This window comes from Natrinema halophilum, assembly GCF_013402815.2.
GTDB lineage: Archaea > Halobacteriota > Halobacteria > Halobacteriales > Natrialbaceae > Natrinema > Natrinema halophilum.
This window is the reverse complement of record NZ_CP084880.1, coordinates 129,926-143,974: the sequence shown is the minus strand read 5'-3', so window position 1 is coordinate 143,974 and position 14,049 is coordinate 129,926. Positions and strand designations below refer to the sequence as shown.

At 57.0% G+C, this 14,049-nt stretch carries 14 protein-coding genes and 2 pseudogenes; 9 read left to right on the top strand and 7 right to left on the bottom strand.

Annotated elements, in window-relative coordinates; all coding sequences use genetic code 11:
* The first annotated feature begins 23 nt into the window (after nucleotides 1-23).
* The 5 genes from HYG82_RS42490 to HYG82_RS42470 all read left to right on the top strand — a co-directional run bounded on the left by HYG82_RS42490 (nucleotide 24) and on the right by HYG82_RS42470 (nucleotide 4,332).
* Complete coding sequence (locus HYG82_RS42490; RefSeq protein ID WP_235218174.1) at nucleotides 24-836, top strand: ParA family protein; 813 nt, start codon at nucleotides 24-26, stop codon at nucleotides 834-836.
* Entirely contained in the window at nucleotides 833-1,327 is a 495-nt protein-coding gene (locus HYG82_RS42485) for a DUF7970 domain-containing protein (protein ID WP_235218173.1), read from the top strand. Before HYG82_RS42490 ends, HYG82_RS42485 begins: the two co-directional genes overlap by 4 nt.
* 239 nt (nucleotides 1,328-1,566) lie before the next feature.
* Nucleotides 1,567-1,758 carry a hypothetical protein gene (locus tag HYG82_RS42480; RefSeq protein WP_235218172.1) on the top strand — a complete coding sequence of 64 codons (192 nt, stop codon included), beginning with the start codon at nucleotides 1,567-1,569 and terminating at the stop codon, nucleotides 1,756-1,758.
* Between the two features lie 379 nt (nucleotides 1,759-2,137).
* Nucleotides 2,138-2,329 carry a hypothetical protein gene (locus HYG82_RS42475; protein ID WP_235218171.1) on the top strand — a complete coding sequence of 64 codons (192 nt, stop codon included), beginning with the start codon at nucleotides 2,138-2,140 and terminating at the stop codon, nucleotides 2,327-2,329.
* A gap of 878 nt (nucleotides 2,330-3,207) precedes the next feature.
* Nucleotides 3,208-4,332, top strand: a complete 1,125-nt coding sequence (locus HYG82_RS42470; protein ID WP_235218170.1) for an outer membrane protein assembly factor BamB family protein — start codon at nucleotides 3,208-3,210, stop codon at nucleotides 4,330-4,332.
* 121 nt (nucleotides 4,333-4,453) lie between these two features.
* On the opposite strand, the pseudogene HYG82_RS42465 reads toward HYG82_RS42470, so the two are convergent.
* Both HYG82_RS42465 and HYG82_RS42460 read right to left on the bottom strand, forming a co-directional pair.
* A pseudogene (locus tag HYG82_RS42465) lies at nucleotides 4,454-4,822 on the bottom strand (transposase domain-containing protein); the annotation flags it as partial.
* A 138-nt stretch (nucleotides 4,823-4,960) separates the two neighbouring features.
* Nucleotides 4,961-5,566, bottom strand: coding sequence for an NADPH-dependent FMN reductase (locus tag HYG82_RS42460; protein ID WP_235218169.1), 606 nt, complete (start codon nucleotides 5,564-5,566; stop codon nucleotides 4,961-4,963).
* A 207-nt stretch (nucleotides 5,567-5,773) separates the two neighbouring features.
* Between HYG82_RS42460 and HYG82_RS44755 the strand changes: the two are divergent.
* A pseudogene (locus HYG82_RS44755) lies at nucleotides 5,774-5,883 on the top strand (IS1595 family transposase); the annotation flags it as partial.
* Nucleotides 5,884-5,961: 78 nt separating this feature from the next.
* Here HYG82_RS44755 and HYG82_RS42455 read toward each other — a convergent pair.
* Nucleotides 5,962-6,261 carry a hypothetical protein gene (locus tag HYG82_RS42455; RefSeq protein ID WP_235218168.1) on the bottom strand — a complete coding sequence of 100 codons (300 nt, stop codon included), beginning with the start codon at nucleotides 6,259-6,261 and terminating at the stop codon, nucleotides 5,962-5,964.
* A gap of 132 nt (nucleotides 6,262-6,393) precedes the next feature.
* Here HYG82_RS42455 and HYG82_RS42450 point away from each other — a divergent pair, with 132 nt between their 5' ends.
* Both HYG82_RS42450 and HYG82_RS42445 read left to right on the top strand, forming a co-directional pair.
* Entirely contained in the window at nucleotides 6,394-6,813 is a 420-nt protein-coding gene (locus tag HYG82_RS42450) for a PaaI family thioesterase (RefSeq protein WP_235218167.1), read from the top strand.
* 267 nt (nucleotides 6,814-7,080) lie between these two features.
* Nucleotides 7,081-8,490, top strand: coding sequence for an NtaA/DmoA family FMN-dependent monooxygenase (locus HYG82_RS42445; RefSeq protein ID WP_235218166.1), 1,410 nt, complete (start codon nucleotides 7,081-7,083; stop codon nucleotides 8,488-8,490).
* Nucleotides 8,491-8,644: 154 nt separating this feature from the next.
* Here HYG82_RS42445 and HYG82_RS42440 read toward each other — a convergent pair whose 3' ends face one another.
* The 4 genes from HYG82_RS42440 to HYG82_RS42425 all read right to left on the bottom strand — a co-directional run bounded on the left by HYG82_RS42440 (nucleotide 8,645) and on the right by HYG82_RS42425 (nucleotide 13,092).
* Nucleotides 8,645-9,448 (bottom strand): enoyl-CoA hydratase/isomerase family protein, encoded by an 804-nt coding sequence (locus HYG82_RS42440; RefSeq protein WP_235218165.1) that lies wholly within the window; start codon nucleotides 9,446-9,448, stop codon nucleotides 8,645-8,647.
* Nucleotides 9,449-9,539: 91 nt separating this feature from the next.
* Complete coding sequence (locus HYG82_RS42435) at nucleotides 9,540-10,898, bottom strand: dihydrolipoamide acetyltransferase family protein (RefSeq protein ID WP_235218164.1); 1,359 nt, start codon at nucleotides 10,896-10,898, stop codon at nucleotides 9,540-9,542.
* Between the two features lie 59 nt (nucleotides 10,899-10,957).
* Nucleotides 10,958-11,962 (bottom strand): alpha-ketoacid dehydrogenase subunit beta, encoded by a 1,005-nt coding sequence (locus HYG82_RS42430; protein ID WP_235218163.1) that lies wholly within the window; start codon nucleotides 11,960-11,962, stop codon nucleotides 10,958-10,960.
* Nucleotides 11,959-13,092 carry a thiamine pyrophosphate-dependent dehydrogenase E1 component subunit alpha gene (locus HYG82_RS42425; RefSeq protein ID WP_235218162.1) on the bottom strand — a complete coding sequence of 378 codons (1,134 nt, stop codon included), beginning with the start codon at nucleotides 13,090-13,092 and terminating at the stop codon, nucleotides 11,959-11,961. Before HYG82_RS42425 ends, HYG82_RS42430 begins: the two co-directional genes overlap by 4 nt.
* A gap of 162 nt (nucleotides 13,093-13,254) precedes the next feature.
* Here HYG82_RS42425 and HYG82_RS42420 point away from each other — a divergent pair, with 162 nt between their 5' ends.
* Nucleotides 13,255-14,040, top strand: coding sequence for an SDR family NAD(P)-dependent oxidoreductase (locus HYG82_RS42420; protein WP_235218161.1), 786 nt, complete (start codon nucleotides 13,255-13,257; stop codon nucleotides 14,038-14,040).
* The last annotated feature ends 9 nt before the right edge of the window (nucleotides 14,041-14,049 follow it).

Genomic DNA, 14,049 nt, shown 5'->3' with positions numbered 1-14,049 from the left:
GTGTAGTCATCTAATTCGATCAAATGGAGATAGTTCAGATGAACCTCGGCATGCCGGACGGAGATTTTCACGATTTGATCGAACCAACAGCCGAAGGAGTGGACATAATACCGAGTCACGATATGTTCGGTGATTTCACTTCGAATCTAGAGCAAAAGATTTCTTACGAAACAGGGATGCGAAACATGAATCGTGACGAGTATCCACGGTTCGAACTCCTGTACGAACCTCTCTGGAATACGCATGAATTGCAAGAAGAGTACGATGCCGTTCTTATCGATCCGAATGCACGGGCAGAAGACCTTCTCTATAATGCGATATTTGCATTACGGACACTCGTTGCCCCTGTCAAACCAGCCGGAAAAGGGAATCTGAGCTTAGAAGGCCTCGAGGAACTCGTCGGGAATATGGGGAAACAGTTAGATATCGATATTGGGTTGTCTTGCGTTGTTCCCTCGGGCGTTGGTCAAACAAATGCCCACCAACAGTACCAGCAGCAATTCGAGAATACGGAGGCATTTGCCACGCCAGTCACCATCGCGAACCGAGAAAGCCTCATGGATGCAATGTGGGAAGCTAGAGGATCGGCGTTCAAGGTGGTCGAAGAACGGTGGAAGACCTACAAAAAAGACGGTCAGATGGTAAGTGAGCCTGGCCAACGACGAGTTCGCGATAGGGAGATTGAGACACTACGGAACCTCTACGAACTCGCCTGGTTCATCGCAACCGACACATTCGGTGCTGACGTTGACCCAGTCTTGGAACTTGATATTCAGGATTCTGAAAAGAGGATAATCAATCTCCAGGAGGACACTGCGGAGGTGTCGACTGCATGAGCAACTTTAAATCTGGCTCTGGGAATCTCGATTTTGGTGGGAATGATAGCGAGGATAGTGAAAACGAATCCTCGGCGGGAATTTCACAATCACCGGTCGACGCTGATGAAGATTCAGAAGGGTCAGCTTCTATACAATCTACACCAACTAACAAAGATAGTGAATTCTCTGATACCAATAATTCGTCACACCGAACATCAACAAAACCAGCACCTCAAAAAGAGTCGGCACAATCGGACTCTGCAGAGTCGTACCCATACTTCATTCGACGGAGTAATGTTGGCGATGAACGCGATACACGTCTCGAACTCCATGTCCGTGACAAAGTTGCGGATCATGAGGCCGAGTTCCGGAATGATTTAGCTGAACACCTCGGAGTGAACGAGGTCTCAAAAACGGATGCTCGAGAATTTGCTCTTCTCGCTGCGTTTCGACACCCAGATACTGTTGCTGAATTGATGGAAAAGGAAGGGTTTGGTACTCTCAAATGAGTTTTCCACAAAATTCCGACTGGTGATATTCGATTTTCAAAGTGTGCCAGCAGTGTTTCTAGCAAATTCTCCACAGGGGCAATCATCCCCTCTTTCCAGTAAAGCCATAACTCACTAGTGATCGACCTACCCCATTGTTTCCAGTAATTCGTGGTGATCTTAGCTAGCTGGAAACGAGAGGGAAGACCACGGGATTCCAGTATTTCCAGTAAATCCACTGCTGAACCTCGGACTTCGGCTTGACTGTCCAGGACCGCGCCCGTGACAACCTCACAACGTCACGTGTGGTGGCGTTGTACCGCAAACACTCGAAGTGTAATCTGTCTGTCGATGAATTGCTCGAGCGCGTCCACGAAGCGACTGCCGACGAGGTACCGTCGGCTCCGTCCACCGACGCCCGTCCAGTCGCAACGGATGGAGGAACCGACTAATGAGCAAGACACTCGAATCGACGATATTCGCAGATTTCGGTGGTATCGACCCCGAAGACCCCGGTTGACCGTCGTTCCCGACCGATACCCGCGACTATACGGAACAGTCGAGTGTGTTCACGTACCCGCGCAAATGGTGACGCGATGCGAACCGACTTGAGCGACTGTTCTGCGAGCGCGACCACAGTATCGACGAGAGTGCGGACTTTTTCGGAGATGATATCTGGTACGAGGTCGTTTGGACGCACATCAACGAGAACAAAATTCGGGACCCAACAACGGATGGATCGTTAGCAGCCCGACTTGCAGCGATGAACACCGGTGACGCCGGTGATCCGCTGCCGGATGCGTTTAACGACGACAATAGGGGTGCGTCGGCATGAATTCCTCTGACAGTCTCGGAACCTTCGACTGGGTTTCGCTCGACGAAAGTCAGGTCGACGATGTCCTGGTCGAGAACGACGACTATCCCGACGAGTACGTACTGTACAACGTGAGCGAACGGAGGGCGAAGGAAATGTGGATCGCAGCGAGCGGTGAGGGATTCGTCAATCTCCAAAACTGGCGCTAAACCGAGAATCTACTCTAGCCTTGCATGTTGTGTCGAGATAAGATATCATCTGCACTGATCCTGTGGAGTCTGATCCCGAGCAGTACAGAATCTTGCTTGAAATCGTGACTTCCGAGAGTCGAGGGTCTCATGCAGACGACGTCGTCGCAGCCACTGGAATAAATCTCCACATCATATGAAAAGGGATTGTCCCTGACTTCGAGAGAAAACCGAATGGATCGATACGACCATTCTATACATCAACCAAAACCATCTAACTTTCTCGAGATAAGTTGTGATACAGCTGAGAATCCAGTCAGTCAGCAGTACTTTATTGGTTACACAGATAGTACAGATACATGATATCAATCTGGTAGGCGGTGGTTTTCTACCACCGCTCTCAAAGTTGCCTCGAGCGACAGGTCTGGTTGTGAAATTCACCGCAGAGAAACATATACGCAGCTACCACCACGCCTATCCGGGCCTTCCGGCAGCGGCGTTGCAGACCCTCTTCAGTTGGAGTAACCGACAGACAGCGTAGAAATACCTTCGACCCAGCGGCGGTACAACAGCGAAGGTGCTGAAGAACGCTCACGGAGACTAACGATGATTGCTGAATATGGATTCACGCAGGCGAAAATGAGGGCGCTTTCTGGCTTGCAAGAGCAACCGAAAGCAGTTACGGCAACCACGAATCGAGCATCAATAAGTCACAAGACACTTGTCATAACTGGCTGAATCCGAGAACAGTGTTCTCCGCTAATCCCTCCTCCACGCAGGGTGATCCTGTGCGGTCAGAGCCGCCACGAGCAGATTCATCACGATTCCACACGTCACGTCGAGCGGTCCTCGCGGCCGTCGGAACCACGACGGTGAGTGCGCTTGCCGGGTGTAGTGCCTTGAGTGACAACTCAGATCCAGCACCGTTCCACGACGGCGACTGGCTCTCGTACGGAAACGGTCCGGCGAACGCGAATCGCGTCGCAAGCGGCGCACCTGAAGCTGGAGACTACGATATTCTCACCTCGGGTGGCTGGCCGTACACGCCGCCCGTCGTCCAGGATGGTGTCGTGTATTTTGCTGCCGACCGGCGGGTGGTCGCAGTCACGCCCGGCGGTGACGAGCAGTGGGAGCGACGCCTTGACAGCGAAATCTCCGGCGCGCCGGCCATTGACCGAGGTCGGAATCGTCTCTACGTCCCGACGCGCGTCGTCCGGACCAGCGACGCCCCAGACCCGGTACCTGCGTCGGTAACTGTCCTCTCGCTTGCCGACGGCGAGGTCATCGGGACAATCCGCGTCGGTAACAGGCGGACGTACGGCGTTACCGTTGCTGAAGGCGACATGTACGCTCGGAGCGCAACCGCATGCGTTCGACTTGCACCTGATGGCACCGAGCGGTGGCGCCAGTCACTCGACCCGCTCATATACGACGAGTACAAGCTGGGGGATTTCACCGCGACGCAGGTCGCGCCCGCCGTCAGCGCGGATGGCGTGTATGTCCCTGACAAGAACGCCCTCGTGAAATTCGACCCCCAATCCGGCGAAGAGCGCTGGCGTGTCTCTGTCGATACACCGTACGCCGCGTCAGTCATCGATCAAGACGGCGTCATTCAGACCGGTTGGCAAGAGACCGTTGCGGTCGATCACTCAGGTGAGGTCCGCTGGCGGCGCAACCTCCATAGTCGCGCTGGAGCGACAACGGCTGCCAACGGTGATATCTACGTCAGCGCAGACGACCTCCATGAACTAGATTCCGAGACCGGCGAGACGACCTGGCAAGCCCATCTCCCGAGCGAGGGTACAGCCGCCCCGGTCGTGACTGACGAGGATGTACTCGTTGTGACTGGCGATGTCCGTGTCTTCCACAGGGAGACCGGCGGCTTTCTCGGCCCAGACCGTGAAAACTGGCGAATCTCATCCGTTCACGCAGTGGAGTACTCGTCACCAGTCATCGCGGCCGGCCGAACGTTCGTTGTCGGCCCCGCCGGACTGGTGGCCCTTAAGCCCACAAAGGACGATTGAGAAATGACACGAAATCACCTCTCCGGAGTATCGTGTGGAGGAAGATAGATCAATCGTTGTCTCAACAACTGTTCCCTGCAAGCACGAGTAGCATACGTATGATTGGTGAATGATCTAGACGAGTACCTCGCCATCCAAAGAGCGCGACATCGAGAATGAGTTTCGTGTCGAGATCTACTGCAGCGGACATCCACGATCGATCGCCGTTAATCCTGACAGCGTTTCGTCAACCGCGACCCGCGGCGGCTTCGCCGTCCTCAGAACGCAAAGCGTTCCGATGGGCCGCACGAGAGTGTAACTCTCGTGGATGCCGGCGGGTCTGAATTACTGTTAGCAATCTGGTGTACTCAGTGCCAGATCGATTGATGAGCGGATTCAACGCCGAATAAGCGAAGAATCGCTTGTATCTCTCGAAGCGAAGCACTTGTCGCGTGGAGCCGGACGGCGACCCCCTAACGAGCGTCGCCGTCCGCTCACGCTCCCAACATTCATCAAATTCCGTTGCGTAGCTCTAGCTGAGCAGGGCTATGGGCATCACTTCAAACTAACTCTACGACCTGCTCACTTCTCAAACCGCGCTAACGTTCCGTACCCTGTTGCTTCGTCCGTGACGCTTTCTATGACTCGCTCAAAGTTGGGGTCCGATTTCGCTCAGTGCTTCGCTGCTCGCAACTGCATCAGCGAGGTCGGCGGTCGCGAGCCCCAAGGTCTGGAGCCGGTTTTCCATTTCGGTGTCGACGATCATATACTCCCCGTCAATATCTTCGTCAAAGTGGTCCGAATACATGTAGACCCCTCCTCCAACGCAATGAGCACCAAAGAATGCCATAATCGGCCTGAGCGTGGTATCGATGCTCAGATAGTGATGGGCCGTTGCGCCAGTGGCGATCAGTCCGACAGCGCTGTTTTCCAAAGGCGCTACGTCAGCTTGCCACTGACCACGTGGGATCATATCGAAGAGATTTTTGAGAAGTCCGGAATATGCTGCTCGATACACTGGCGTACCGATGATGTAGGCATCGCTCTCGACAATCTGGTTGAGGGCTTGCGCGGTATCACCGGTGTAGTCTTCTAGCATACGTCCGTCTGCGGTGACCATATCATATTCCGATAACGAGAGGAGATCTGCTTTGATTTCACTATTCTCGGTAATAGCCTCGAGTGCTACCTCGACGGCGGTTTGCGTTTTGGACTGTTCCAGCGGACTTCCCACGATACCAAGTACAGTTGTCATTTAGTTCACCGGGATAGTCATGTAGGTCATTTATCCGAAACACAAAAAGTGTTCCCTGAGAGCCTAGTTGCGGCTCGTGTAGTAATATTGTATGTATGTCAGAATGTATGATGATAGCAGACTGGGCCGCTAGATCAAATCCATTTACGTTTGCTCGACCGCCTGCCGATTGATCAACTTTGGCTGCGGCATCCACCGTGACGGTGATACGCCGACGAAGAGGTCCACGTCAATACCTGCGAGGGCCACTGTCGCATCAGTGACGGCAGCTCTCGCCGCATCGAGGTATCTCGAAAGTTGCCATCCCCCCGTCCTGAAGGGCGGGGTTTTAGCCTTGAATTTTCCATAAGGTCGGAACCAACGGTCTGGTTGGCGAAGTGCTTGGATGGTGCGTTTCACGGGTGATCGCTATCGCATTCGAACGCGCCGACATGCGCGGGCCTGACGGTGACAAGTCTCAGTGTCTCGGCTTCCTCGCGGGGATTCGCCGCGGAGACGGCGACCCGTTTGCAAGTCCATGTGGGCTCGGTTCTATCCGGCAGTTGCCTTGAAAGACCGTGGCGGTTCCCATCCCAGAGCTGTTGATCACTGACGTACTCGAGGTGGCGAGTGAGTGCGTAGTCGCCGGTGCTGACGAGGCTGCTCGCGCTATCGATGTGGCCAGATTTTACCGAGAAAAGAACCCTCAGTACCATTGGCCTCTCCGAGAACGGCATCTTCCGACAAGCGACAGACGTCGAATTCAGTGCGTAGTTCGGTGTGTCAGGAATCGCGATGGTCATTACGCTGAAGGTGGGTTTAAGGGGCCAGTAGGCGTGTATGGCGGTATGGATGTCTCAAAATTAATAGGAGAATCCGAACCACCGTACTACGAACTGATCGGCTTCGAACTCCTCGAAGCCGATGACGGATACGCCCGCGGCCACATCCCGCTGACCGAGCGCAACTCTGGCGTGAACAACCGGTTGATCTCCCACGGGGGGCTCACCGCCTCGATCGCCGATATTGTCGGATACTGGGCTGTCTCATCTGCCAACGACTTTGGCCTGACGCCGACGGTCGATCTCCGGATCGACTATGTCGCGCCCGCACTTGATGACCTGTACGCTGAAGGAACCGTCCAGCGTAACGGGGACAGCACTGCGACGGTAGACGTCACGGTGACGGCCGACGACGAGGTCGTCGCCCTCGCACGCGGCCAATACAAGACGAGCGGGGCGTCAGCCGAGACTGCCTGGGGACTGTAAAGCAGCCAACGACCCGCCAGACAGATGATGCCAACTTGATAACAAGGTCCAATCCATAGCGGTTGCGAGCTATCGGCGACTCGTTGAGCCGTCCTGCGGGTCAATGGGGCCCATTCACGCTGTTTTCCCGACTGATGTCGCGTCTGCCGCACTCGGCAGCCGAGATCCATCTCAAACGAATCGACACTGTCAGGTCCAACAGCGCCCGGATTACCCGGTTTTTTGATCCCCCAATCTTTATTAGAGTATGAAAGGAACCTTCCGGGTATGGCCGACGAGCCACTCCATATTGTCGGATTCTGGATGAACACGAAGTCGTCTCATACAGACACGCAGTGGACCCATCCGCGTGATCGATCGCTACAGTACAAAGATCTGGAGTACTGGAAAGAAATCGCTCGCACCGCGGAACGGGGGAAACTTGACGCTGTGTTCTTCGCAGACGGGTTCGCCCGAACATCTCTTTCCTATGAAAGTGGCCTTGACAGAGCAACCTATCACGGCATACAGTGGCCAGTAAACGACCCGCTTCCGGTCATCGCCGCCATGGCCGACGTCACCGATGACATCGGTCTCGCCGCAACCTTCCCCACGGAGCTTTTCCATCCATTTATCGCCGCGCGTCGGCTGGGAACGCTCGATCACCTCACCAACGGGCGGTTCGCGTGGAACATCGTCACCTCTGCCAACCCGACGATGGTCGAAACGATCGGCAAGGAACCCACAGCGCACGACGAGCGATACGACAGGGCTGAAGAGTACATGGACCTGTGTTACAAGTACTGGGAGCACGCCTGGGAGGACGGTGCGATCGTCGCGGGCCAACCGGACGTATCCCCTCATCAGTACGCCGACCCCGAGAAGGTTCACAAGGTCATTCATCATGGAGAATACTTCGACTCGGAGGCCTATCCCCAGGTCGAACCGCTCCCCCAGGGAACGCCCGTGCTCTACCAGGCCGGGCAGTCTGATCGTGGCGTCGCGTTCGCGGCCAAACACGCTGAAGTCGCATTCACCCGCCAGTTCAGTCCTGATGGCATGGAGTCCTACGTCGACCGCATTACCACGGAAGCGAAGAAAAACGGCCGGAGCCGTGACGACATCAAACTCCTGCTCGGTATCGTGCCGTTCGTGGCGCCGACAGAACGAGAGGCACAGGCCAAGTACGAGACCGTCTACGACCTGATCGACCCCGAGGCGTCGCTCGCAAAGATGTCGGAGCACATGAATTACGACTTCTTGCAACACGACCTCGACGAACCTATCGATAATATCCGCGAAGGCATCAGCAATAGCGCAGATGGGACCGTTGGCCTGTTCGACGCGTTCGCGCAACTCGGTGCCGATGAAGACTGGACCCTCCGCGAAGCCGGCAAACGCTATGGCATCGGCAATGGAAGTCCCACTCCGGTCGGCACCCCACAACAGGTCGTCGACGAACTTCTCCCGTGGCGAGATGCGGGGGCAGACGGCTTCATGATTACGCAGGCGGACTCCCCGGGGACTATTCAGGACGTCGTCGACTTCCTGATTCCCGAACTGCAGCGCCGCGGCCTCTTTCGTGAAGAGTACGACGGCGGCACTCACCGGGAAATCGTCGGCCGTGGCGGGCCAGAACTTCCCGAAAATCACCGCGCGAAGTCCGACGAACTCCGCGAAATAGTTCGAGACAACTGAGACGCGCCCTCAGAAATCGCTGTCTATTCTGTTCGCGTCCTTCGTAGCCGAACGTTCCCAGGAGGGTCGGCTGTGCTTCACTGCAGGCTGTTCGGAGCCATCGACATCGAGGGCACCCCGACGCTTCGATCAGAGGCTTACGGATGCAGACGGGTCATTCACCGCGCCACTCGGGTTCCCTGCCCTCGAGGAAGGCTTCGATCCCGATATCGGCATCTTTGGATGCGAACAGGAGACGGTTGCGGCGGAATTCGTACTTTCGTCCCTCGGCAAGCCCGGTTTCCAGTGAGTTGTCGACGACATCCTTGATCGCCCGAACGGCCAGCGGCGGGCGATCGGCGATCTGTTCGGCGAACTGGCGAACCTCTGCTTCCAGCCTGTCTGCGGGATATACGTAGTCGACGATCCCCTCCTCGAGAGCCTGCTCGCCGGAAATCTCCTCGGCCGTCATACAGAGTTCCTTCGCCCTGCTCGGCCCAACCAAGAGCGAGAGGCGTTGAGTCCCGCCTGCACCGGGATAGATCCCGATGTTGCTCTCTTTCATCGCGAACGTGCTCCGGCGACTTGCGATGCGAAAGTCCGACGCGAGCGCGATCTCGAACCCACCAGCGAAGCAGATGCCGTCAATCTTCGCGATCACTGGCGGGGCGAACTGCTGTATCGCGTCATCCCAGATCCGTGGCAGTTCGGACTGCGCGGGATCGACGTCGGGGAACTCAGAAATGTCGGCTCCGGAGGAGAACGACGCCTCGCCGGCGCCTTCGATGATGACTGCCCGGACGATCGCCTGGTCGGCGTCCTCGTCGACTGCCTCGAACGCGTCGAGGCCGGCACCCAGTTCCTCGGCGACTTGCTCGGAGATCGCGTTGTGCTTTTCCGGCCGGTCAATGACGAGTCGACCGATCCCCGAGTCGCGATCGAACGACCAGCGGACGGTCTCGAAATCTGTACCAACCATCGGTAACGATTCATGGGTCACAGGCCATCGATAAATAACTATCTTCGCCTGCAGACGCAGTAGCCCGCTAAGATCGGTGTCGGTGCTGGGCTTACAGTCGAGACAGGAAGACGTCCTTGTTCTCGACGTTTTCGATGACGTAGGACATGAACTCGGCACCGGTCACACCGTCGATAAGCCGGTGATCGTACGAGACCGTCAGTGGGAGGCACTTTTGAACTTCGACATCCGTGTCGTTGACCGGGACGGCTTCGTTGCGGATGGCGTTCATCCCGAGTATCGCGGTTTGGGGATAGTTGATGATCGGCGTGCCGAATGTGCTTCGACCGTGTCCCCTGTGGCTCCCGGTGTTCGTGATAGTGAACGTTCCATCCGTGATGTCCGAGGTGTCCAGCGATCGTTCCCGGGCCGATTCGACGACCGTTTCGAGTTCCCTGGCGATCTCGACGATCGACTTCTCGTCGGCGTCGTGGATCACGGGCACGATGAGACCATCCTCTGTGTGCGTGGCGACGCCGATGTTGTAGTAGTGCTTCTCGACGATTTCGCCTGCTTCATCATCGATGGAGGCATTCAGCTCGGGGAATTCCTGTAACGCGGGGATTACAGCCTTCACCATCAGTGCTGTGTACGTGATTCGGGTGTCGTACCGGTCGTCGAGTCGGTCTTTGAGCGACATGAATTCGCTCGCGTTGGCCATGTACCCCGACGATACATGGGGAATTTTCGACTTCGACTCCGCCATGTTATCAGCGATTGTCTTGCGCAAGCCGCGCATCGGGGTCCGGACCACGTCTTCGGATGAAGAGGCGGGTGCCGGGTCGTCCGTCCCGCCGACGGTATCCGATTGAACCTCGGCGGTAGAGCTGTCTTGCTGCAGGTGCGCTTCGACGTCGCCCCTTGTGACGCGACCGCCGGGGCCCGTCCCGCTCACCGCCGTCAGGTCGACGTCGTTTTCCCGCGCGAACCGACGGGTGTGCGGCGCGGCGAATACTCGACCGTCGACACCAGACTCGTTGTCTGTTCCTTCGTCAGCCGTTCTAGCGACCGGCTCGTTATCGGCGGATGCCTGCTGGGCGGCGGCACCTTCGGCCGTCGTGCCTGGATTTGCACCGGTTCCGGCAGCGTCTGTAGCGGTGTCACCTGCTGCATCGTCGGCGGATTGTCCCCCCACATCCTGGTCCTCGTGCCCGATCTGTTCTGGAGGGTTCTCAGTTTCAATGACGGCGATCACGTCGCCGACATTCGCGGTTTCACCGGCCTTGAACCGGATTTCAGTGATCTCCCCCGGGCAGGGGGACGTTATCTCGACGAGCGCCTTGTCTGTCTCGATCTCGAGCAGGAGGTCGTCCGTTTCGACCTCGTCACCGAGTTCGGCGTTCCAGTTAGCGATTTCTGCTTCCGTGATGCCTTCGCCGACGTCAGGAAGGCGGAATTTGAATTCAGTCATGGTTCTCGTATCGGGGGGTCATGTGCGTTTGGAAACTATTCAGACGAGCATATTTCGGATCAGTACTCATAGTCCATTACTGCTTCAATGGCACACTCGGCACGCGTCGAGTCGGGCAAATAGTCGTCTTCTATCCGGTAACCCGGGTAGTGGATGTCGAATCCGGTTGCCCGCTTGATCGGCGCTTTCAGACAGTCGATCGCGTGCTCGTTGATTCGGGCCGAGAGTTCCGAGCCCAATCCTAGTGTGCGTCGGGCCTCGTGTAACACGACGCAGCGTCCCGTCTTCCGTACGGAGTTTAATATCGTCTCGTAGTCGATTGGCGAGAGTGCACGCAGATCGATAAGTTCCACGTCGGCGTCGACGTTCTCAGCCGCCGTGATTGCGTGATTGACCATAGCACCCCAGGTAAGCACAGTGACGTCACTTCCCTCGCTGACAACGCGGGCCTCGTCGAGGGGCAATGTGTAGGACTTTTCCGGGACAGGTTCGGTCTGTTCACGGTAGATGGCCTTCGGTTCCATGAAGACCACGGGGTCGTCACACCGGATGCTCGCGGCGAGCAGTCCCTTCGTTTGGTACGGCGTACTCGGACAAACTACCCGTATACCGGGCGTGTGGATCAGGTACGTCTCGGTCGATTCTGAGTGGAAGGGCACGGCCTGAATGCCGCCACCGTAGGGCAGCCGAATCGTCATCGGGAGATCGATGCTGCCGCCGGATCGCTTGTGAGCTTTCGCCACGACGTACATGAACTGCCCGAACGCGGGGTAGAGAAAACCCATGAACTGGATCTCTGGAACGACCCGTTCGCCGCGCATCGCCATGCCGGCCGCCACGCCGAGGATGCCGTTCTCGGACAGCGGTGTGTCGACGACGCGGTCCTGGCCGAACTCTTCGACCAGGCCATCAGTCGCCCGAAAGACGCCGCCGATCGGGCCGATGTCGTAGCCGAGCAGCCGAACGTCGTCATCTCGGCTCATCTCCTGATAGAGCGTCTGGTTGACCGCGCTGATGATGTTCAGATTTTCGTGTGATTTGCCGACTTCCTGAGGCTCGCTCATTCGTGATCACCCTCCTGGACGTCGACGAACGGATTCCGTCCATCGAGTTCTGCGGAGAGTTCGGCGCGCTGTTGGCGCATGTTCCAAGAGTCGCCGCGGATGTGGCTGTCGAACATCCGTTGGGGGTCACTCGTCGGGACTTCGCGAGCCAGTTCGAGCGCTTCCGTTATCTCCTGTTCGACTGCCTGTTCGATCTCCGCCTTCCGGTCTTCGTCGAGCATACCTTCCCTTTCTAGATATTTCTCGAATCTGTCGAGTGGATCGCGTTCTTCCCAGTATTCGCGCATCTCGTCGTTGTCGCGGTAAACTCGCTCATCGTCGGATGTGTTGTGTTCCCGCCGACGATAGGTGACTGCCTCGATGAAGGTCGGTCCGCCACCGTCCCTGGCATGGTCGACTGCTTCCTGGACCGTCTCGTAGACGGCGAATATATCGTTCCCGTCGACTCGTTCGTGGGGAATGCCGTACGCTTCTCCCTTCTGTGCGATCGTCTCTGAGCCGGTTTGGCGATAACGCGGAACTGAAATGGCCCATTGGTTATTCTGACAGATGATCACGGTCGGCACGTCGAACACGCCGGCGAAATTCATCGCGTCGTGGAAGTCTCCCTGGCTGGTTGAGCCGTCGCCGAGGAAGGTGAGCGTGACTTTGTCGCTTCCGCTCAGGGCGTCGACCATACCGCTGCCGACGGCGTTGGTCACGTTCACCGTCAGCGGCGGGCCGGTCGAGACGACGTTCACCGAAGGATTGGCGTCGACTGACAGGTATTCGTCGATGGTCTCCGGTTCGGCACCCAGCGACCCTGCGAACATGCCCGCCATCGGCACCCCCCAGTACAGAAGAGCGCCCGTTTGGCGATACGACGGGAACGACCAGTCGTCGGGCTCCATCGCGATGGCCGAACCGATCGCCACCGCTTCCTCGCCGAGCGTCCGTGACGCGTGATGGACCTCTCCACGGCGTTGCATCCGCATCCGCTTCTCGTCGAATTTCCTGGTCTTGATGAACGTGATATAGGCCTCAAGAAGTATCTCTTCGTCGAGGTCTGGCGGTTCTCTCTGCAGCGTTCCGTCCTTCGTCAGTATCTGGCGGAAGTCCTCCAAAGGAGTAACTTCGCTCCATGTGGACATACCCAACCGTTAGAAAGGAATCAGTAAATAACTGCCGTCCGGATGATTCGAAACGGCGACCGGTTCGAAGCTGATCCCCATCCAACAGCCGTATGATCTACGTCATTTGTGAGACCAGTAACATCTACATACATTTACAATCACCGCATGCGAGGATCCGCTATGTCGTACGCATTAGACGGACGTGTCGTCGCGATAACGGGTGGGAGCAAAGGGATCGGCAAAGCCACAGCCGAGCGCTTTGCACGAGCAGGCGCCGACATCGCGTTGTGCGCTCGAAGGACGGATGCCCTCGAGGAGGCCGCTGCCGAGATCGAGGACGAGTGCGTCGCCTGTCACCCGATATCTGCCGATCTAAGCACGGTTGCAGGGCCGAAACAGTTCATCGCGGACGTGATCGATCACTACGGCCGGCTGGACGTCCTGGTCAACAACGCAGGTAGTTCCCCTCCGGGCCAGTTAGAGCAACTGAGCGAGGATGATTGGTCTCAGGCGATCGATCTGAAATTGATGGGCTACGTCCGGAGCACGAAGGCAGCACTCCCACATCTCGTCGAGAGCAACGGCGCCATTGTCAACGTCATCGGCACCGGTGGTATTTACCCGCAGCCGGACTTTTTGACCAGTGGAATGACCAACGCGGCTGATATCGTCTTCACCCGCGCGATCGCGAAACAGTACGGGGCGGACGTCCGGATCAACGCCGTGAATCCGGGGCCAGTTCGAACCGATCGGTGGGACGAATTCACTGCGACAGTCGCCGAGCAGTATGATCTCCCGATCGAGGACGTCGAAGAGCAAGTCCCTGACGTTTTCCCCCAGGGCCGGATCTGTGAACCCGAAGAGATCGCGAACGTCGTGACGTTTCTCGCATCTGAGGAAGCCAGCTTCGTCAATGGGGCCTGTATCGACGTCGACGGGGGTAAGGAGTGGCAGTGGATCGATTAAGTTCACCGC